The sequence below is a fragment of the Streptomyces sp. NPDC057249 genome (assembly GCF_042669245.1).
In the GTDB taxonomy this organism is placed as follows: domain Bacteria; phylum Actinomycetota; class Actinomycetes; order Streptomycetales; family Streptomycetaceae; genus Streptomyces.
In genome coordinates this window covers 1-19613 of sequence record NZ_JBHUXS010000012.1, presented here as the reverse complement: position 1 = coordinate 19613, position 19613 = coordinate 1, and the positions used below count along the sequence as shown (strand labels likewise).

Annotated in this window: 16 protein-coding genes and 4 pseudogenes; 12 read left to right on the top strand and 8 right to left on the bottom strand. The window is 69.0% G+C overall.

The features are described 5' to 3' along the window. The first annotated feature begins 57 nt into the window (after positions 1-57). Positions 58-1023 carry a LysR family transcriptional regulator gene (locus ACFUJY_RS22200; RefSeq protein ID WP_383302270.1) on the top strand — a complete coding sequence of 322 codons (966 nt, stop codon included), beginning with the start codon at positions 58-60 and terminating at the stop codon, positions 1021-1023. 134 nt (positions 1024-1157) lie between these two features. On the opposite strand, the pseudogene tpg reads toward ACFUJY_RS22200, so the two are convergent. The 3 genes and pseudogenes from tpg to ACFUJY_RS22185 form a co-directional block, all read right to left on the bottom strand. Then, a pseudogene (tpg, locus tag ACFUJY_RS22195) lies at positions 1158-1423 on the bottom strand (telomere-protecting terminal protein Tpg); the annotation flags it as partial. Between the two features lie 18 nt (positions 1424-1441). Then, positions 1442-1738: pseudogene (locus ACFUJY_RS22190) on the bottom strand (transcriptional regulator); the annotation flags it as partial. Positions 1739-1778: 40 nt separating this feature from the next. Next, positions 1779-2372, bottom strand: a complete 594-nt coding sequence (locus ACFUJY_RS22185; protein WP_383302267.1) for a TetR family transcriptional regulator — start codon at positions 2370-2372, stop codon at positions 1779-1781. Positions 2373-2439: 67 nt separating this feature from the next. Between ACFUJY_RS22185 and ACFUJY_RS22180 the strand changes: the two genes are divergently transcribed. Beyond that, the gene (locus ACFUJY_RS22180; RefSeq protein ID WP_383302265.1) at positions 2440-3327 is read left to right on the top strand and encodes an SDR family NAD(P)-dependent oxidoreductase; all 888 of its coding nucleotides are present in this window, start codon (positions 2440-2442) and stop codon (positions 3325-3327) included. A gap of 270 nt (positions 3328-3597) precedes the next feature. Here ACFUJY_RS22180 and ACFUJY_RS22175 read toward each other — a convergent pair whose 3' ends face one another. Together ACFUJY_RS22175 and ACFUJY_RS22170 are read right to left on the bottom strand one after the other, a co-directional pair. Then, on the bottom strand, positions 3598-3759 hold the full coding sequence (locus tag ACFUJY_RS22175) for a hypothetical protein (protein ID WP_383302264.1): 162 nt from the start codon (positions 3757-3759) through the stop codon (positions 3598-3600). A 450-nt stretch (positions 3760-4209) separates the two neighbouring features. Further along, positions 4210-5316: a hypothetical protein gene (locus ACFUJY_RS22170; protein ID WP_383302262.1), complete on the bottom strand. Its 1107-nt coding sequence runs from the start codon at positions 5314-5316 to the stop codon at positions 4210-4212. A gap of 713 nt (positions 5317-6029) precedes the next feature. Here ACFUJY_RS22170 and ACFUJY_RS22165 point away from each other — a divergent pair. Next, positions 6030-6617 (top strand): annotated as a pseudogene (locus ACFUJY_RS22165) (transposase); the annotation flags it as partial. A 29-nt stretch (positions 6618-6646) separates the two neighbouring features. Here ACFUJY_RS22165 and ACFUJY_RS22160 read toward each other — a convergent pair. Both ACFUJY_RS22160 and ACFUJY_RS22155 read right to left on the bottom strand, forming a co-directional pair. After that, the gene (locus tag ACFUJY_RS22160) at positions 6647-6958 is read right to left on the bottom strand and encodes a hypothetical protein (RefSeq protein ID WP_383302261.1); all 312 of its coding nucleotides are present in this window, start codon (positions 6956-6958) and stop codon (positions 6647-6649) included. A gap of 214 nt (positions 6959-7172) precedes the next feature. Beyond that, positions 7173-7389, bottom strand: a pseudogene (locus ACFUJY_RS22155) (IS5/IS1182 family transposase); the annotation flags it as partial. A 545-nt stretch (positions 7390-7934) separates the two neighbouring features. On the opposite strand from ACFUJY_RS22155, the gene ACFUJY_RS22150 reads away from it, so the two are divergent. Both ACFUJY_RS22150 and ACFUJY_RS22145 read left to right on the top strand, forming a co-directional pair. Beyond that, positions 7935-8144 (top strand): hypothetical protein, encoded by a 210-nt coding sequence (locus tag ACFUJY_RS22150; RefSeq protein ID WP_383302258.1) that lies wholly within the window; start codon positions 7935-7937, stop codon positions 8142-8144. A 638-nt stretch (positions 8145-8782) separates the two neighbouring features. Continuing rightward, on the top strand, positions 8783-9712 hold the full coding sequence (locus ACFUJY_RS22145; RefSeq protein WP_383302256.1) for an ADP-ribosylglycohydrolase family protein: 930 nt from the start codon (positions 8783-8785) through the stop codon (positions 9710-9712). 905 nt (positions 9713-10617) lie between these two features. Here the strand turns inward: ACFUJY_RS22145 and ACFUJY_RS22140 are convergent. Continuing rightward, positions 10618-11124, bottom strand: coding sequence for a hypothetical protein (locus ACFUJY_RS22140; protein ID WP_383302254.1), 507 nt, complete (start codon positions 11122-11124; stop codon positions 10618-10620). 252 nt (positions 11125-11376) lie between these two features. Between ACFUJY_RS22140 and ACFUJY_RS22135 the strand changes: the two genes are divergently transcribed. The 7 genes from ACFUJY_RS22135 to ACFUJY_RS22105 form a co-directional block, all read left to right on the top strand. Then, positions 11377-11922, top strand: a complete 546-nt coding sequence (locus ACFUJY_RS22135) for an NUDIX domain-containing protein (RefSeq protein WP_383302251.1) — start codon at positions 11377-11379, stop codon at positions 11920-11922. 609 nt (positions 11923-12531) lie between these two features. Beyond that, on the top strand, positions 12532-14532 hold the full coding sequence (locus ACFUJY_RS22130; protein WP_383302248.1) for an ABC transporter ATP-binding protein: 2001 nt from the start codon (positions 12532-12534) through the stop codon (positions 14530-14532). Then, positions 14532-15083 carry an HIT family protein gene (locus tag ACFUJY_RS22125; RefSeq protein WP_383302246.1) on the top strand — a complete coding sequence of 184 codons (552 nt, stop codon included), beginning with the start codon at positions 14532-14534 and terminating at the stop codon, positions 15081-15083. Before ACFUJY_RS22130 ends, ACFUJY_RS22125 begins: the two co-directional genes overlap by 1 nt. 101 nt (positions 15084-15184) lie before the next feature. Then, positions 15185-16663 carry an NUDIX domain-containing protein gene (locus tag ACFUJY_RS22120; protein WP_383302243.1) on the top strand — a complete coding sequence of 493 codons (1479 nt, stop codon included), beginning with the start codon at positions 15185-15187 and terminating at the stop codon, positions 16661-16663. Between the two features lie 42 nt (positions 16664-16705). After that, positions 16706-17911 (top strand): methyltransferase, encoded by a 1206-nt coding sequence (locus ACFUJY_RS22115; protein WP_383302240.1) that lies wholly within the window; start codon positions 16706-16708, stop codon positions 17909-17911. After that, the gene (locus ACFUJY_RS22110) at positions 17908-18216 is read left to right on the top strand and encodes a hypothetical protein (protein WP_383302238.1); all 309 of its coding nucleotides are present in this window, start codon (positions 17908-17910) and stop codon (positions 18214-18216) included. Before ACFUJY_RS22115 ends, ACFUJY_RS22110 begins: the two co-directional genes overlap by 4 nt. A 47-nt stretch (positions 18217-18263) precedes the next feature. Next, the coding region (locus ACFUJY_RS22105; RefSeq protein WP_383302235.1) for a methyltransferase at positions 18264-19613 on the top strand (1350 nt) is incomplete at its 3' end.

Genomic DNA, 19613 nt, shown 5'->3' with positions numbered 1-19613 from the left:
ATCCAACAACGAACGAGCACAGCTGACAACGTTTAGTTGTCACCTAGGGTGAGAGCCATGGATCTCGACGTGGCGCAGGTACGTGCCTTCGTGCGCACCGCCGACGAACTGCACTTCGGGCGGGCGGCCGGAACCCTCGCCATCTCCCAGCAGGCACTGTCCAAGAGGATCGCGCGGCTGGAAACCCTGCTCGGTACCGAACTGTTCCGGCGCGGCGGCAACGGCGTGCGTCTCACCGAGGCCGGACAGCGTTTCCTCCTACCGGCCCGGCAGGTCGTGGCCGCGGCGGACACCGCTGTCGCGGCAGTGGTCGGAACCGAGGATCCGTTGCGCGTGGACGTCTGGGGTCACCTCTATGCGCCGATGCGGACGCTGGCCCAGGTCGCCGGACGGGCCGGCGAGCTGACGTTGGGGCACGGGCGTGACCTGCCGTCGGTGATCACGGCACTGCTGCGTGGCGACATTGACGCGGCCTTCGGTCGCGTCCACCCCCCGCTGCCCGCCGGCCTTGCCCACCGCCTCGTCCGCCTTGAGCCGGTGGATGCCCTGCTGAGCGAGGACCATCCGCTCGCAGCCGAGCGGGCGCTGCGACCAGACCAGTTGCGCGGCAGCGTGCTGTGGGCACCTGGACCGCTGAACCGCCTCGACTTCCTCGACCAGTTCGCCGACCGGTTCGGAATCCACGACACGGCGTCGAGCGTCAACCTGGGGCTTGCCCACTTCCTTGCCGAGGTGGCGGAAGCGCCGTCACGGTTCTCGCTGATACCTGCTGATGTGCCACTGCCGGAGGTATCCGGGCTGAGAAGCGTCCCCCTGGTCGACCCCACGCCGCTGTACGCCTGGTCACTGCTGTGGCGCACCGGCAACGGGCACCCTGGACTCACCAGCCTCACCGCCGCCTGCGCGGAAGAGGCTGGGTGCAGGCGATGGCTGGAGTACGACCCGGCTCGCGACTGGCTGCCCGAACCACCCACAGGCGACCCTGACCCCGGATCGGACCGACCTCGTTGCAGACAGCGTTAGCCCGTTTCATAGGTGGTCGCCTGTGAAACGCGGCATCGCCCGGAAATCCACCTGCGGCGATCACTTGTCATGAGTTGGTGCAGACGACTGGACTTTTGAAACACGATGCCGCCGATGATCGCGGCCTTCTCCTATGCCTTGGCCCTGATCTGCGGTTGCCACCGGGGCCTTCACCTCGCGCTCCAGGCGCGCGGCGAGGTCCGGACGCGACCCTTTCGAGGTGGCTCTTCACCTCCCGGTCCACGGTGCGCTGGGAGACCCGCGGCATCTGAGCGACCGCCTTCGTGCCGCCGAGCTGCCTGACCAAGTACCGCATCTGCGGGCCCGCGTTCTTCGGAACCGGACGCATGCACGCCTTCACCACCGCCTGATCGAGGCCGGCCCCGAACTCCTTGGTCATCGCACTCCCTACTCCCCTGTTGTCCTTGTCGGTGACGGTGCGGTCCTTGATGTACCGGGCGAGGTTGAGCTCAGGTGGCTCGTGCTGCTCCCGGGCTCTCTCCCTACAGCCTCGTCTGCGTGCCCCGGTGCTTGACCGGCCGGGGTTGGTTCCGAGCTTGAAGTCGCCCGGCAGCGGCTTGTCCTTGCGGTAGGGCAGGAAGTCCAGCGGAGAGGGCCCGTCGGCGGCGTAGACGACGCAGTCGGTCAGGATCGCGATCGGGTACTGGCCGGTGAACGCCGCATGCCTGACCATCTTCCGGTGGAGCTGACATCTAGCTGTTGTGGAGCAGGACGTTGGTGACGGGGAGACGGGGTCACACCTGCCGTGGACCGGGACCGACATGGACTTGACTGAACCCCCGGTCCAGCAGAGCTGGGCGGTCCGCGTTCCCATCCGATCGGGCCCACTGGCTGGACACAGCATCGAGTACGGCCGTGGCGGTGTTGGTGAGCAGGTCCGCGGTGTACGGGTCGAGTTCGGCGTCCGGACGGTCCTGGAGCGCGCCGCTGACCCGGCTGCGCCATTCGGTTCTGCGTTGGTGAAGTCGCGCGTTCAGCGCGGGCGTTGCTTCGATCAGGCGGATGGTGGCGAGTGCCTGCTCACTGGCGTGGATCTCTTCCTGCCAAGCCCGCAGGACCTGGTGCAGGCACTCCCACGGCCCTTCTCCTGCTGGTCGCGCCGCGATGTCGGCAACGACGCTCTCTCCGGTGAGGTCGATGCCCTCGAAGACGACGTCTTCCTTGGTCGGGAAGTAACGGAAGAAGCTGCGCTTGGTCATGCCGGCCGCGCGGGCGATGTCCTCGACGGTCGTCTCGTCGAAGCCCTGGCGGGCGAACAGGTCAATGGCCACCTCGGCGAGTTCCGCCCGTACGGCGCGGCGGGTGCGTTCGCGCAGTCCCTCTTTCATGCACCCAGTCTACTTTGCATCATTCGATGACTATCCTGTCACCAGGTGACAGTTTACGAATGGGGTGGTGGCAGTGGAAGGCAAGACCGTCCTGGTGACCGGCGGCACGGGTGGCATCGGCAAGGAGACCGCACGACAGTTGGCCGCGCTCGGTGCGAGCGTGATCCTCGTCGGACGGGACAAATACCACGCCGACGCCGCCGTGGCGGATCTTCGTCGCACCAGCGGGAATGACGACGTCACGGCGATTACAGCCGACATGTCCAGGCTGGGCGACGTCCGTCGTCTCGCCCAGGAGACCAGCGGCCGCACCGGGGGCGTGAACGTGCTGATCAACAACGCCGGAGCGACCCGGTCCCACCGCGAGGTGACCGAGGACGGCATCGAGACCGCGTTCGCGGTCAACGTGGTCGCGCCGTTCTGCCTCACCCACTGGCTGATGCCGGCCCTTACCTCGTCCGGGCAGGCCCGGGTCATCAACATCACCGGCGGCATCCCCCGGGGGCAGATCGACCTCGACAACCTCCAGGGCGAGAAGTCCTATGTCGGGCTGTCGTTCTACAGCCAGACCAAGCTGGCGCAGATGGCGATGAGCTACCGCTTCGCCCAGGAGCTCGCGACCTCACCGGTGACGCTGAACGTCGCCTACCCCGGACACGCCTACACCTCGATGAACAAGAACCTCACCGTCGGCACCTATCCGCCACTGGCCCGCCCGATCGTCCCGCTGCTGCGTCTGGCGATGCCCGTCGTCTACGGCCGCCGGGCGCTGCTGAGGGCCACGCGCTCCAGCGTGCACCTCGCCAGCAGCCCCGAGGAGCGCACAACGAACGGCGCCTACTTCAACAGCAGGGCCCAACCGACCCCGTGGCCCGATGCCGTCCTGGACGACACCAACCGCAACACCATCTGGGAGCTGTGTGAGATGCTGCGCGACCGTCCGACCACGGCGTAACCCTGTCACCGACAAGAACGGACGTGCTCTTGGTGCGTCGCCCCCGAGGGGCGGCGCCGGATCGCTCGGTGTCGAACCCGGCCGATCACTCCCGGAGCAGCCGAGGTGGGTTTCGTACCTGGGCCGCTTCGAAGGCATCTCCCCCGGTGACGATCAGTTATTGCTTCACGGTGAGCCAGAAGTCGGGTACGGACAGTGCATGTTCACCACTTCGGGAGGCACTGCGGAAGCTGAACAGTCTGTGACCTGCTACCGGTCCATGCGAAGCGTTCAGTCCCACCAGTCGTCGCCGGTGTGCCAGCGCTGCACCCACTCCTTGAAGCCCCATGCCGGTTCGCCGGGCGTCGGCCTGGCGCCGTCGTCGGCGGAACCGAGGCTGGACCCGTTGGCGACCTCCGCGACGAACGTTCTGTACGGCTCCGGGAGAACCACCCGGTTCTCCTGCTCCCAGGCCGCGACGGCTTCATGCCCCAGCGCCGGCTCTCGCCACTCAGGCGGAAACGCGGAGCGAAGGAAGTCGAGAGCGGCTTCGGCGGGACGCTGATCACATGTGTCTGTCACGGCAGCATGCTGGCAGGCGAGGCTGACAGCCCATCGCGACTATCCCTCTTGCTGTGGTGCTCAGGCCATGAACATCGAACAGGGCTGAAAGCAGGTGCCTCCCGAAGTAGTGAACATTCACCGTCCGTACTCGGGCTCTGGCACAACTTCTGTGGAGCTACGCCCACCGGGCCTCTGCCTCCCTCTTGGCAAGCCCCTGACGTGCCGGTTCCCGGCATGCTCCGGCCTCGGACACCGAGCTTCGACTCACCACCTCAGAAGTGGTGCCGGAGCCCCACTTCGGGAGGCACGAGAGTCTGGTGCTGTTCGGTTGCCGGGCGGCTAGAAGAGGCCAGCCGAGGTGCTCTGCGTGAGGTTCGCGAGGATCGTGCGCAGCCACGGGCTGCGCACGGCTGGTAGCCGGACCAAGGTGTGCTGGAACGTTCCCCGGTCGGCCCGGAACAGGTGATTGGGCAGCAGCGGAAGTGGGTAGTCACGGAGGACGTCTCGGGCTATGCGCCCCGACGCGGGAACCGGCAGGTTCGGTTCGGGAGAGACGAGCCACCGCCACACCCCCAGCGGCAGGGGCACCAGGTATGCCTGGGTGGTCGGGTCTGCAGGGGCCCACGTCCAGCCCGTCTCGGGATGGACGGGGACGAGGAGGATGTCGACGCCCGCGTCCGGGGAGGGCTGTCCCGGCCCGGCCAGGACGGCTTGCCGCTCCCGGGTGTCAGACGGAAGCAAGGCGTCGAGCGTGCGTTGGAACACGTCCGCGGTCAGGCCGTCCGGAACCTTCACCGGCTGCCCCTCGGAGGCAATCAGAAGGTGGGCGAGCGCCTGGCCGGCTGCCGCCTCCCACTGCGGACTCCATGACCAGTAGTGGTCCGGCCCCAGCCGCCCTCCCCACGTGGCGATCGGCTCGAACGGGGGCGTTTTCTCCCCCTTCTCTGCCAATTCCGCCCAGGACAGGGGTGCGGCGTCGATACCGTCGACGGGGACGCGGTGCACAACGTCTGAGCCGAGTCTCACCATCTGCCAGAGCGAGCAATCGTCGACCCTGGTCGCCACGGGGAGGTCGCATGCCTCGCAGGTCATGTTGGGCCCGTCGGCCCCGTCGAGGCCACAGCAGGCACTGCCACGCTTCTCGGGAATCAACCGGGTTCCACGGATATCACCGGGCGCAATGACACTGGCCCCGGGCGTGCCGTCGGACAGGGCATGGACTGGCGCGTAGATGCCGCGTGCCTCAGCCTCGCCCGGATCAAGCTCGTCCCACAGCCGCCACGGCCCTCCCCAGGGGTCAGGATCCACGGCGAACGTCCCGGATTCCATGAGCACCGGAAGCTGGGCCCCGTTCCCGTACTGCTGACGGGCGTGTACCGGCAGTGAGACCTGGGACAGCGGGACGGTCAGCTCGGCGCCGCATCCCGCACACACGAAAACGAACAAACTTCCTCCGCCTGGGAAACAGACGCATCGTCGCAGCTCACCGGCGGGCGGCCAACATGTTTTCTCATCTGCTGCGGAAAGGGCGAAGGGCACCTGTCACCGTCGCGGAGTGTCAACGCAGCGCAAGCAAATGTCAGCCGCCGTCTCGGACCCCGGCAAGCGACTCACTCGGTGTCCGCATTCTCCGGTGTGCTGAGGTGCCTCCCGAAGTAGGGTTCTGGCACCACTTCTGCGGTGGTGAGTCGAAGCTCGGTGTCCGAAGCCGGAGCATGCCGGGGACCGGCAGGCCACGGGCTGGCCAAGGGGGAGACAGAGGCCCGGTGGGCGTAGCTCCACAGAAGTTGTGCCAATACCCTTCAAGCGGCAGCGTTTGTCCATCGGTTTGGGTGGCGATGGGCGGTCGGCGGGGCCGTGGATGTGCATGAGAGGTCGTCAGAACCCCTCCGTACACCCGCAGGGTGAAGCAGCGCGGCTTGTAGCCCGTTGAAGGGGGACGTGAGTCGCCTGGCTGCCGACCCCAATCAAGACCGAGCGGCTCATGCTCCGTGAGTCCACATGCCGGCCCTGATGCAGCCCTGACATGGTGGCGTCTGTGACGCGTTGGCGAACGGCTTGTCGTTGACGCGTGCGGCGTTCTCTGGGAACGACATGATGAAGCTTCTCCTCACCGACTCCGGCGTCAAGAACGCGAGCATCCAGGATGCGGGCTCGACGGCCTGCGGACCCAGATCCACCCGTCGCTGGAACGGGTGCTGGGGCACGGCTGCAGCACCCGGCCGTTCTACCGGCAGGCGGTGGCTGGTCACCCTGCTGCGGGCGAAGGCGCCAAGGATGGCCGAGCGGCTGGTCGAGGACATATTCGGAGCTCTGGACGAGCACACCGTGACGGTCCCAGGGACCGAGGCGGCCACGCTGATCGTCCCGAGCCTCGCCGCCGTGCGCGACCAGCGGAAACTGCTGGCCGGGCGGATCGAGGAACTGCTGGAGGCCCACCCTCTTTCAAAGGTCCTGACCTCGATGCCGGGCATAGGCGTCGGGACCGGAGCCCGGATCCTGATCGAGGTCGGTGACGGCAGCACCTTCCCGACCGCCGGACACGAGCAGCGCAAACGGGCCTTCCTCCTCTCGCGTTCGCCGCCCTGGGCGACCCGGCATCCAGGGCCTACTACGACAAGAAGATCGCCCAGGGAAAGCACCACACCCAGGCCCTGCTCTGCCTCGCCAGACAACGAGCCGACGTCCTGTTCGCCATGCTCCGCGACGGAACCTTCTACGAGTCCCGGCCCACCACAGTGGCATGAGATCGCTCACGAGTCGCACTGCATGGACGTCAGAGGGGCGACTCGCAGTCGAAGTCGAAAGTCTCTACGGCGGCGTCAGCAGGGAAGTCTGGGTGGTCGTGCCAGATTCCAGCCAAGGCCACCAGGAGGTTCCACGAGGCGGTTGCATGCAGCTCCGTCTCCCCTGAGCGATCGGCCGGAGAGTTTCGGTGGAAGATCACCGCTGCGATCTGCTTGTTCGCGGCCAAGCGCAGGGCTGCGGCCGTGCGGCGGGCTTCGCCTTGCAGCGGAGCGGTTTCGGGGATGCGTGCCGACACGAAGCTGGCCAGCCGTGCGACCTGGTCCTCAGTGATCCGTTCCACTCATACCCCCTGCGGCTAGCAACCCTATTCACCTGCGACGGAGCCAACTATCGCACCGCGCTGACACCGCCATGGGCGACGGGAAGCCCAGACAGGAGGCCCAGACAGCTTGACCAAAGACATGGGCCCCCGAGAACAGCGCATCGACTGCTGTCGATGGAACGTGAGTGAGTCTGCGGCTCATGAGGTCGATCATCGCTATGTTGATCATGGCTTAGGAGCGGTGTGGGAGAGTTTCGTATTCGCGGGCGAGGCGGCGGTGGTCCATGAGTCGGCCGAAGGTCCGCGCGACGACCCAGCGCCGTGGAATCACTTTGAAGCCCTTTTGGGCTGGGTTGCGGCGGGTGACTTCGACGCCGGTGCCCTGGCGCGCCGTGGTCGATGGCCTTGGTGCGGTAGCCGCAGTCGGCCCACGCCTTTGTGTTATGGGGGGCGGGCCTCCGGCGATGTAGGGCTGCGAACGGTGCCCGGGCCCTGCGCAAGCAGCCTCACTGCTCCTGCGAGCACGGAGGTGACCGTCACCGGTCTCATCTGCTGACCCAAGGTGAGCCGGACCGCTTCCGGGACCACGCGCGGGACGGTGGCGCGCGCGCTCATCGCTCCCCCGTCGACTCCGGCTGTGCCGTCGATCATCACCCCCGTACGGTTCCATCCGATCGCACTTCTCCGGATTGAGGGGCTCCGTCACCGCCTCGATCAGGGGCGGGAACTCCTCCAGCAAGCCAGCCTCCGGCAGCCACTGCGGGCGTCGGCTCGGGCAGAGCTCTGATCCGAGCTGCCGCCCGGCGGCCCGCAGCTGCGGCCAGCCTCCTCCTCGCCCTTCGCAGCCTCCCCTTCCGGATGTTCTCTCAGACGTTCCGACACGAGAACCACCGACCGGGCTTCCGGTCCCCAGGGATGTGTGCCCGGAGTCTGATCACGGTGCCCCTGGGGACGGACGATCGCGGACCGCGGAGTGAAGGAGCACGCTGGAAGGATGAGCGCGCCTATCGTCATTCACCGTCCGTCTGCGACCGGTGGGCGGCGGGTCACCATCCGCGGGCAGATCGTCGGACTCGCCCACGACGACCTCGATGTCGTGGAGTTCCTGCGCCGTGCCGGCCTGCCCGACGCCGAACAGCTCCTCGACGATTCCTCGTGGGTGCAGTGGCGCGGCGGTCGCGCGCACCGGTACGAGGCAGCGTGATGCCTTCTCGTTGCGGCGGACGTTCCTCCGAGTCGCCGAACGGGTCCGCGCGACGTAAACCGGAAGTATGGGCGACGAACAGCGAACGTGGCATCCCGGGGAGATCGTGCCCGAGAGCGGTATCTATGAGTGCGACTGCGGGGCCGGTCATCACTGGAGCACTGACGTCAAGGGCCACCGGTTCCCTCCGCTGCCGCCCGGTTGTCCCGGTGGAGCGTGGGCGCTGAAGACGGACGCCCACCCGGACACCTGATGTGGCGCTGAGACCGTCCTTGGAGCCGATGCTGGACCAGGCCCCGCGGACGCCCTCGCGGCCCGGCCCGGGAGGCGCGGCGGCAGAGGCGAAGTCTGACGGGTGCCGGGCCATCCTGTTCACCCCTGACGCTCCGGGTGACCGGGTGCAGTCGCGGCACGGCACGACGCTGCAGTCCCGCTTCCCCGATCTCGTCGTCGCGGCCGGCCAGCTGCCGCACGGCCTGCTCCTCGACGGCGTCATGTGACCTGTGCGGTGTCTCGGCCCCAGGGTGTCTCAAATGGCGCATCTCTGTGGACGAGAGGCGTTCGCCGCCGATGGTTCAGGGAGCCAGAGAAGGAATAGGGCCGTGCGACCGCCGGCCCGGCACGGATAACCTGCGCGAATGAAGCGGATTCAGCGGGCCGCTGGCGCGGTTGTCGGCTCAGCGGTGGGTGACGCCCTGGGCGGACCCTTCGAGTTCGGTCCCCGGGGAGCGTTCTCCGCGCGGTTTCCCGCGCCTGGTGCCGGTAGCGAGATGTGCGGGGGCGGTGGCTGGGACCCCGGCGAGGCCACTGACGACACGCAGATGGCCGTGCTGGTCGGGGAGTCGCTGCTGGAGCAGGGCGAACTGGAGCTTTCGGACATCTTCGCCCGCTTCCAGCGGTGGGCAGCATCAGACCCCAAGGACATCGGCCTGCAGACCGAAGACGTCCTGACCAACGGCATGCCCTGGGACCTCGCCGCCGCGATCCATTTCCAAGTCAACCAACGAGCGGCCGGAAACGGCTCCTTGATGCGTGCATCGACCTCCGCAGTCCACTTCGCAGCCGCAGGCCAAGAAGCCACCATGGACGCCGCGCGCCGCATCGCTGCTCTCACCCACGGTGACCGCGCGGCCTGGGAAGGAACCGCGATCTTCCACGAACTCATCCGCCTCCCGTTCGAGGACACCACCCCCCTCACCGCGCTCCCGGAGATCCTGGCTCATGTCCACCCCGACCACCGCAGCCGCTACGCCACCGTCCTCTCGCCCGACTGGCACCCCGATCAAGCAACCGAGTTCAACGGTGCCGTCTGGCCCTGCCTGGGCTCCGCCGTGTGGGCCCTGCGCACCACCACCAGCTTCGAAGACGCGATACGCGCGGCAATCGACCTCGGCGGCGACACGGACACCGTCGCCGCCGTCACCGGAGGCCTCGCAGGGGCGTGTTACGGGCTGGACGCAATCCCCGCCCGCTGGACCCAACCACTCCATGTCCCCCTCCCAGGCTTCGACGGACGAGTACTGCACCTAGCAGATTTGCTCGACCTCGCACACCGCCTCGCAGGCTGAACCGGGTGCTGCTCTGCGACGGCACTCTCCAGACTCCAGCCCTCAGCAACCCCCTGCTCACCGAGAGTAGTTGATCTGATAGACCTCGGGGTCGAGCTGCGGAATCATCTTTGTCGTCCGCGCGATCTCCAGATGCGAGTAGGCGAGCGCGGCCACCTGCATTTCCCTTAAAGTCCACGCTGCGCATCTTGGCGCGGAAGTCGTTGTGGTCGTTGCTGCGTAGCCGATTGCGCATATGCGACTGTCCCGTCGCTTCCGACCACAACGCGAACCGCTCCGGCGCCGCCACGACCTCCGTGCTCAACTCCGTCACCAGCATTCCCAGCCCTCCGGTGGCCGGTTCCCCGCGGCTTTCGAACGTGGCACGGGGAGATACATGCAGTCCAGCAGCACTTCGGTCACATGTGCCGCCATGCACCCACTGGCAGCAACGAAGCCTCAAGGTCAGAAGTATCAGGTCAGAGACACGCACTGAAGCGCAGCCCGCCGGCCAGGACGTGCGGTCAGCGTCCCGCCCGGGGGGGGGCGGCGACCTTCGGTAGGAGTTACACAGTGGCCGGCTACCGGTCTGCCAGGCAGCGAGCATGCGCCGGTCGGCGAGTACATGCGCAGCTGTTCGCTGAGCGGTGGCGCAGCGGGAGGAGAAGCGGCCGTTGGTGACGACGAGGACGATGTCGGCGCCGTGAATCCGGCGGGCGGTGCCGTTGACGCGTTGGAGGTCGGGGGTGCCGACGGCGGAGACTCGGTCGCCGGCGCGGTGGTGCTAACACCGGATGACCCAGACGCGGCCGCGCGGGTCGGTGGCCCGAACGTCGGCGCCGTTGCCACCGGACCCTCTGATCTGGCGGGCGTCGGTCCATCCGTCGCGGCGAGGACGTCTCGGAGCGCGTACTCGAAGAGGTTCTTCAGCACCCAGTGCCGCCATGCCGGCAGATCGCGATGCCCCATGCCGGGTACCTCGCCCAACAAGGCGATGTTCTCGCACCGCAGCAGGCCATGGGCTGGTGCAACAAGGGCCGCAGCCATTCCGCTGCTTGGACGCCCGCGTGAAAGAGCTCCACCTGGACGGCTTCGCCGTAGCCGTCGGCGCGGTAGACCGTCCCGGTCGTCAGGCCCCGAGGGAGGGAAGGGGCGAGATAGGGGCAGTGGGCGATCATCTGGCATGCGTAACCGCTGATGAGTTGGTCGGGTAGTGCTGGCCTCGACGAGGCGGAGCGCTGGAACGGCTGGTGGTCACCGGCGGGTGGTGGCCGACTGGTCGGGCACGATGTCGCCGCCGGCTGGGCGCTGTCCCACTCGGCGACCACGATGCCGCTCTCCCGGTAGCGGGCGACGGCGGCCTGGTCGACGTCGGCGTCGGCGTCGGCGAACCAGATCCACTGCGAGCGCGCGCACAGACATGCCCATCTCAAGCCCGCGAACGACATCGTCGGCGATTCGGCCAACTACGCGTGCCCGTCCACCTGTTGCGCGACCTGGGTCGGTGCCCCCTTCACGCGCCGCCGCCCGCTCTATCTCGGGATTCCAGAACCGACCGAAACACATGTGTTCGATACCCCGGCCAAGTCGTTGAGCAGCACGACTCATTCATGACCGACCGGCGCTGAAGACCGAGCCTGCGATGCAGCTGCCCACCTCGGCCTCACGCCCGCCAAAGGAGACGTATGAGCACGCTTCTGCCACTGGAGGACTACATGGCGACACTGCCGAAGGCAACCCTCTTCGGCGCGTTCTACTTCACGGACATGAACGGCCGGCCTGTGCAACTCCATGCGGTCTACGGCACCGAGCATCCGTGGCAGCTGCCGGGAGGTACGACAGAGTCGGGTGAGCGACCGTGGGAGACCGCGGTACGCGAGACGGAAGAGGAGACCGGGCTCGTGGTTCCTGGGCCCCCGCGCCTCTTGGCGGCCGTCTTTGGTCTTCCCGGGGCAGCATGGCCCCTGGCGACTGCCGGATTCGTATTCGATGGCGGACGTCTCACCGACGAGCAGATCGCAGACTTGCGCCTCGCCCCAGAGGAGCACGACGAGGTGCGGACCCTTCCGTTGGAGGAGTGGCAGGCGCTCATGCCGGAACGTGATTACGCGCGTCTCGCCGCGCTTGCGGACGCGCGCAGGACCGGAAGGGCGGCATACATCGGCGCCTGGGACTGGGACACCGCCCCGAACGACGACACCACTACGGGCGTCGAGGAAGTTCCACGGTGAGCGCGCCGAAGGCACCGCCGCCATCATGAGAAGGAACCGGTCGCCGCCTGAAGAGCGAAGATCGCGCGCCCCGGGAACTCCAGCAGCGCACCGGCAGGGAGGCCGGCATCACCGCGCGATCTCCAGCCTGCGCACGCGTACCTCAACGCCCCCCTCGCTCCACTCTTCGCTCCGGACGGCACCGATGTTTGGAACGACGCCTCAAACGCTCCGCCCTCTGAGACCTCCGGCCCCTACCGAAGGCAGCACGCGCCCGGCGCTGTCGTCTCCCGGAGCCCCTGATCGAGTGCCGCACATCATCAACCACTCGAACGTGTGGATTGAAGAGTGACCCACCAATCGGCCCTTGCCCGAGGCGCCAAAACCGCATCCACGTTCGAGACATGCGCCCGTCCGAGACCGTTACGGCTTCGAGTCCGGCGCGTGTCTGGAGCACCAGTACCCATCACCCGCCCCGACGGAGGACGCCATGAACACTCCCCCCACTCCCATCCATCGACCTGGATTCGAACAGCGGCGGCGGTTCCCGCTCGCCACACAGACCTCCGGAACCCGTCCGTCCGACGTCTCCACGCGCCGTTCAGCACGACTGGATACGAGGTGGGGGGCATGAGCAGCGGCAGTGACGCAGACAGCATCCGCCAGGGTGCGGTACCCGGCCCACGCGGTACGGAGCTTGCGCTGCCGCCCGCCGCCGTGCCCGGCGGGCCGCACGACGGTGACATCGCGGACGGCCTGGAGGAGGCGTACTGGTCGGTGTACGACGGCGCCGCGTCCAAGGCCACGGTGGGACAGATCCTTGCTCGGCTGCCGCGCATCGTACGCCAGATCGGTCGGCTGGCCTGGGCCGCGGACCGGACCGCAACCATCTCGGTCGTCATCCTGCAGCTGGCGTCGGCCGCCATGACAGCCTTCGGGCTCATGGCCTCGGTGGCGGTGCTACGTGAATTGTTCGCCACGGGGCCCACCCCGGATCGGGTGCGCGCGGCCGTCCCCCAACTCCTGGTCGTTGTCGGCCTTCTGTCCGCTCGGGCGCTCTTGGAGGCTGGCGTCGCCGTCGCGCAGGCCCGGGTGACCCCGAAGATCCGCACCGCGCTGGAGAGGGAGTTCCTCACCCTGACCGCCCATGTGCGGCTGGAGGTCGTCGACGACGCTGAATGGCACGACGAGGCATACCGGGCCAACGACCGCGGGCTGTTCTATGCCCGGCAGATCGTCGGCCAGGTCGTCTCCCTGGCCGCGGCACTGCTCGGACTCGTGGGCACCGCCGGCGTCCTGGGCGTCCTCCACCCGGCCTTGCTGCCGCTGCTTCTGCTGTCCGTGCTGCCGGTCGGCGCGGCGGCCGTTCGCAGCGCCCGGGCGCGCTTCCACTCCTTCAAGCGGTGGAACACCCTGCAGCGCAGGGTCCGCATCTTCTCCTGGCTGCTGCTGGAGCGGGACGCCGCCGCCGAACTCCGCTCGGACACCGCCCAGGGCGCGCTGCTGGAAGAGCATCACCGGCTGACGACACGAATCGCCGAGGAGGACACCCGCCTGGGCGTGAGCTCGGCCCGGCTGGCCCTGGCGGGCCGAGCCGTCGGCGGGATCGGTACCGGCATCACCTACACCGCGCTCGGCGCCATGCTGATCGCGGGTTGGCTCCCGTTGGCCGCCGGTGCGGGCGCGGTCCTTGCCATCCAGGCCGCCCAGTCGTCGCTGACCCGGCTCGTCGACGTCTCGCACCTGGTCTACGAGCACGCCATGTGGGTGGACGACCTGCTTGCCTTCCAGGAACGCTGTCGCACTCTCCAGCCGCGGCGCAGCGGGCTGCCCGCACCCGAGAACGTGAAGACCATCTCGCTGGAGAACGTGTCCTTCGCCTACCCGGGGAAAGACACCCCGGCGCTGGACGGCATCTCCATGAGGCTGCACGCCGGTCAGACGGTCGCGTTCGTCGGTGTCAATGGCAGTGGAAAGTCCACCTGCGCCCGGCTCCTCGCCGGGCTGTACGAACCGCAGGAAGGCGGCATGGTCGCCTGGGACGGCGTGAACGTGCTCGACATGGACGCCGAGTCGCTGCAGGCCCGGGTGGGGTGCGTACTCCAGGACCCGGTGCGCTTTCCGTTCAGCGCGCTGGCCAACCTGACAGTCTCCCGCGGCACCCTCATCGAGGCCGACCCGCAGCGGGCCCTGGAGGCCGCGCGGGCCTCCGGCGCCGAGCAGGTCATCGCCGGGCTGCCCGGCCGGTGGGAGGCGCTGCTGTCCAAGCGGTTCCGCGGCGGCCAGGAACTGTCGGCCGGCCAGTGGGCGAAGATCGCGGTCGCCCGCGGCCTGTACAAGAACGCTCCCGTCCTGCTGCTGGACGAACCGACCGCCAGCATGGACCCCCGCGCCGAGCACGCCGTGTACGAGGCGGTGCTGCGGGACAACTCGCGCCCCGATCAGATCACGGTGCTGATCTCCCACCGCCTGGCCAGCGTCGTCGCCTGCGACCGGATCTTCGTCTTCGACGGCGGCCGCATCACCGAGAGCGGCACCCACCAGGAGCTGATGGCCCTCGGTGGCGAGTACGCCGCGATGTTCACCCTCCAGGCTGCTGGCTACCGTGCCGAGGCCGGGGAGGCGGCGTGATGCCCGGCCACGCACCTCCCCATCCCGCGCCCGCGCCGTCCGGCGCCTGGCCGGAGAACTTCACCAGCCACCGCCGGGGCACCGACTGCCCGATGTGCGCGAACGACTTCGCCGCCGACGACATCGGGTGGGGCCTCCTTCTCAGGCGCGGAGAGGTCAGCAACGCCTACCTGTGGCGCAGCGGCCAGGTCCGCGGTTACGCCGTCGTGATCTACACCGGCCGTCATGTCGCCGAGCCCACCGAGCTCGACGGAGAGACGGCGGCCGCATTCTGGCGCGACGTCCTTACCCTGGGCCGGGCTCTGGAGGCGTTCTACGAGCCGCTGAAGATGAACTACCTGTTGCTGGGGAACCAGATCCCGCACGCCCACTGGCACTGCGTTCCACGTAGCGAAGCCGGTACGGACCCGGCTGCGGGCGGGCCGCTGTCCTTCGATGTACTCGACCTCGGGCGCCAGAACGAGGAGCAGCTGCAGGCCGATGCCCGTGGACTGCGCCGGCTGCTGACCGGCGCGATGTGCAGCACGACCTCCCCGGAAGCTGGCCCGTGAGCATCCGCAAGCACACGTTCCCCGGTCCGGAGCGATCACCGGCGAGCCCACCGCTCCCTCCCAGCCCATACATCCCGTCCCACACGTCCCGAGGTGATCACGTGCCGCCCTCCCGCTCTGATATCCGAGGGACCATCGAGACCTACCTCAGCCGGCATCCTGTGGAACGGGACGCCCTCGAAGGGCTGTTGGCTGCCCTCGACGGCGCCGAAGAACCGTCCGGCCACCACTCCACACTGCCCGGCCACGTGACCTGCAGCGCCGTAGTCATCGACCGCGACTGCCGGGTGCTCCACATCGGACATCGGGTGTCAGGGATGCTCCTTTGCCCCGGTGGCAACATTGCGGCGGGTGACCGTACGCTCCTGGCTGCGGCTGTGCGCGAGGTGTGCGAAGAGGCTGGGCTGCGCCCCGGCGACCTGTGCCTGACCCCGCAGTTCCTCGACGAGCCGATCGATGTGAACGTGCATGACATCGACGCCAGCCCGGCCAAGGGCGAGCCCGCTCACCAGCACTTCGATGTCCGCTTCGCCTTCTACCTCACCGCCGAGCAGCCACCTGCGCCCACGCTGCAGGACGCCGGAGCGCAGTGGCTCCCGTACGCCGACGTGCGGTCCCCGACGCTACGGGCCAAGCTCCGGGCCGCCGAGGCAGATGGCCTCGACGGACGGCCGGAACCGGTGAACGCCTCCGCGATCATCCACGATGGCCACGGCCAGTACCTGATGCACCTTCGGGACGCCCACAAGCCGATCTGGGAGCCGGGGTGCTGGTCGCTTCTTGGCGGTGGCCGGGAGCGGCAGGACCGGACTCTGCTTGACACCGTCCGCAGGGAGTTGCGCGAGGAGGCCGGGCTCACGGTCGCCGACCTGGACCCGTACGCGGTCGAGTGGGTCACCGGCATGGACGGGACGAGCGTGCCGGTGCAGGTGTTCGCCGGCCGGTGGAACGGAGATCCGGCCCGTCTGCCGCTCACCGAAGGCGTGTTGGTCGCCTGGGTGCACCCCGAGAAGTTCCCGTACATGACGATGCCGTCCACAACCAGGGAACTGCTGCAGCGCCACGCGACCGAGTATCCTCCGCCCCCCGCAGTCGCCTCGGTGGGTGCGGCCGGGATGGCCCCGGCCGGGGCGCCGCCGGGGACCGTTTTGAATGTGGTCGGCGTTCACCTCTATCTGGAGCGTGATGGCCAGGTTCTGCTGGGTCTGCGCCACCCGGACTCGGCGTTCGCAGGCGAGACCTGGCATCTGCTCGCGGGTCACTGCGAGGCGGAATCGGCGACCGCCTGCCTCGTGAGGGAGGCGTACGAAGAGGCCGGGCTCGTGATCAACCCGGCGGATGTCGAGCTCGTGCACACCGTCCACATGGTCAACCGGCCAGGCGCCCAGCCCCGGATCAATCTGGTCTTCCGTGCCCGGAACTGGGAGGGCGTGCCCGAGCTGAAGGAGCCGGACAAGTGCGTGGCCTGGCAGTGGTGGAGCGCCAAGGACCTGCCCGAGCCCCTCGTCCCCTACGCGCGCGCCGCGATCGAGGGCGTCAAGGCGGGCCGGGTCTACAGCGAGATGGGGTGGGGACATTGACCGGGTCCGAATCGGGGGGGCGCGTACGGCGCCCGCTCCCGCATGGTCGACCGGCTCTCGGTGGACGGTGTCCTGAGCGACAGGCTGCTGCGCGACGCGCTGCTTCGCCTGCCGCGCGAGGTCCTGCTCCCCCACGCGTATGTGCGGGTCAGCGGCCCGGGCGCGGATCCGATCGAATGGCGCCTCCTCGACGGCTCCCATCCCGAGGACCGGCAGGAGTGGCTCGACGTGATCCACAGCGGCGATTCGGTCCTGCTCCAGCGCGACGGCGAGCGGCTTGACGCTCTTGCCCGCGGGCCGGTGACCGGCGGACACATGACGTCGATGTCCACCTACCTCCCCGCCACCGTCGAAGCCCTCCAAGCCCTGGAACTCGGCCCCGGGCAGCGGTATCTGGAGCTCGGGCCCGGGCCCGGCATCTCCCTGGCGCTCGCCGCCGCCATCACCGGCCCCGGACTCGCCACCGGGGTGGAGCGGGACACGCACATGGCCGCCTTCGCCCAGCAGAACCTGAACCGTCTGGGCGTCGGCGCGGCCGTCGCCGTGGGCGACGCACTCGACGGGCAGCAGGCGCGGGCGCCGTACGACCGGATCCACTCCGGCATCGGCGTCCCCCGCCTTCCCGAGGCATGGGTGGACCAGCTCGCGCCCGGCGGCCGGCTGCTCACGACGCTCGTGACCCGCACACCCAGCTGGCCCGGACAGCTCATGGCCACCCGGACCGGGACCGGCAGGATCGAGGCAGTGCTGCAAGGACGGCCGCGTGGATACCGGCCCATGCTCGGCTACCGATGGCTCGACGCGGTGCCGATGCGCTCCAGCATCAAGGCCGACCCCGGTCTAGCGCGCCCGACCCGGCTCGCGCCGCCGCCGGACGAGGCCTACGGCTTCTGGCTCGCGGCCGCGTATCTGGCGCCCGGGCTCGTCCGCGACTTCCAAGCCGGAACGATGACAATCGTCGCTCCCGGTGAAGACTCCTGGGCGGTCGCCGGGCCCGACGAGGGGACCGTCCGCGTCCACGGGTCCCGCGACGTGTGGGCAGAGTTGGAGGACGTACACGCCCGCTGGGCCCTGGCCGGACGGCCCGACACGTACCGGGTGGCTGTCGCGGAAGGCGCCGGCCCGCAGCACGTCTCGTCCGGCACGGGTCTGCGCGCCCTGACCTGGGTCCTGCCTCCGCTCGCGCCGGTGCCCCACCAGCCCGCCGCCCCCTGCCCGACCGAGCACCCAACGGAGAAGGCCCCGTGAGCCTCCACGCCACGGCGGACGTCTGCAGTGACCACCGCCCCGGCCTCCCCGACGACGTCGTCCACCTGCTCGCCGGCGCCCTGCGCGGCATCCGTCTACCGGCTCTGCTCGATCTGGGCACCGGGACCGGCCACGTACCGGCCGCCCTTTTGCCGGTTCTGACGCAGCTCGCCCGCCTGGACCTGGTCGATGCCGACCGCGACATGCTCCACCAGGCCGATCTCGCCCTCCGCCCCCTCCTCACGGCTCGGATCGCTCAACGATCTCGAGCGCGGACGGCAAATGCCGACCCGGCTCCGCACTGAACAACGCCCATGAATATCGCCACCGCCTACGTACGAGGAGCAGCACGTTGACGTACACAGCCCGCGCGGAGTGGGAGCAGCATTTCAGCGACGGCCGGGGGTTCCGGCAGGTCGGTGAGCGGGAGCGGGAGATCCTCGCCGCGCACACGCCCGCCCCGGACGGCGCCCGCGCTCTCGACCTGGGGTGCGGGACCGGCGAGTTGGCCGCCTACCTCGCCTTGCTCGGATACACGGTGGACGCCGTCGACTTCGCGGACAGTGCGCTCGCCCGGGCCCGCGAGGAACACGCAGATGTCGAGGGCGTGCGCTGGCTGCGCCTGGACATCGAGCGCGACGATCCTGCCCCGTTGCGCGAGGAGGGGTATGACCTGATCACGCTCCGCCTGGTGTGGGCGTTCGTGCGGGACCGGGGGCGTGTCCTTCGCGGGCTGGGTGAGCGGCTCCGGGACGAGGGCGCTCTCGTCGTCATCACCCCAGTGGCGGCGACCACGCCGGAGGAGCGGCGCGGCATCGCCTTGGACGAAGACGAGATCGCCGTGCTCGCCGCGGGATGGGAGACGGTGGAACGCCGGGACGCGGACGGCCTGGCCGTCCTGGTCCTGCGCGGCCCCCGCCCCACCGGGACGAGGGCCGTCGAGAAGCGACCACCCACCGCCCATGCCCTGACCGGCGCACTCGCGGTCGTCACCGACGACGCCGGCCGGGTCCTGCTCGGCCGCTCCCGCCGCGGCATGCTCGAACTGCCCGGCGGCAAAAGCCGCGGCCCGGAGGACTTCGCCGCCGCGGCCGTCCGCGAGCTCGGCGAGGAAACGGGCCTGATCGCAGACCCGGCGGACGCGTACGTGGTGACGATGCTCGTCGACGACAGCCACGGCATCCCGCGGCTCACGGCCGTCGTCCGCATCACCGCGTGGACGGGCACCCCGACCAACCCGGAGCCGGACAAGTTCGACCGCTGGGAGTTTTTCGACCTGCGCACTCTCGCCTGTGTCGGTGACGTCTTCGTCCCGGCCGCACACGCGATCGACAGCGTGTGGCCCGGCGTCATCCGGGACCTGCCGCCGGTGGTCTCCTACCCGCTCTCCGCTGATCGGCCGCCGGTGCCGGGCGAACCGGCCGAAGCCGCTCGGCTGCGCCGGGCGATGGCCCGGACGGTGATCGCGGGCGGCTGGGCCCCGTCCGCTGCCGTACGCAGCGCGCTGGAGACCGTGCCCCGGCACCGCTACGCCCCGGAAGCGGGCCTGGCGGTTGCGTACGACGGCGGCGACCGGGCCGTCATCACGCGCCGCGACAAGACCGGAGCGGCGATCAGTTCCGTGTCCGCGGCCTGGCTGCAGGCCGACATGATCGAGCAGCTGCGTCTCGATCCGGGCGCGATCGTGTTCGAGGCGGGGTCC

Excerpts from the sequence above, each read along its gene's own strand:
- ACFUJY_RS22200 (WP_383302270.1), top strand. The coding sequence starts at position 58 with ATGGATCTCGACGTGGCGCAGGTACGTGCCTTCGTGCGCACCGCCGAC.
- ACFUJY_RS22130 (WP_383302248.1), top strand. The coding sequence starts at position 12,532 with ATGAGCAGCGGCAGTGACGCAGACAGCATCCGCCAGGGTGCGGTACCC.
- ACFUJY_RS22115 (WP_383302240.1), top strand. The coding sequence starts at position 16,706 with ATGGTCGACCGGCTCTCGGTGGACGGTGTCCTGAGCGACAGGCTGCTG.
- ACFUJY_RS22185 (WP_383302267.1), bottom strand. The coding sequence starts at position 2,372 with ATGAAAGAGGGACTGCGCGAACGCACCCGCCGCGCCGTACGGGCGGAA.
- ACFUJY_RS22145 (WP_383302256.1), top strand. The coding sequence starts at position 8,783 with ATGAAGCGGATTCAGCGGGCCGCTGGCGCGGTTGTCGGCTCAGCGGTG.
- ACFUJY_RS22135 (WP_383302251.1), top strand. The coding sequence starts at position 11,377 with ATGAGCACGCTTCTGCCACTGGAGGACTACATGGCGACACTGCCGAAG.
- ACFUJY_RS22125 (WP_383302246.1), top strand. The coding sequence starts at position 14,532 with ATGCCCGGCCACGCACCTCCCCATCCCGCGCCCGCGCCGTCCGGCGCC.
- ACFUJY_RS22150 (WP_383302258.1), top strand. The coding sequence starts at position 7,935 with ATGAGCGCGCCTATCGTCATTCACCGTCCGTCTGCGACCGGTGGGCGG.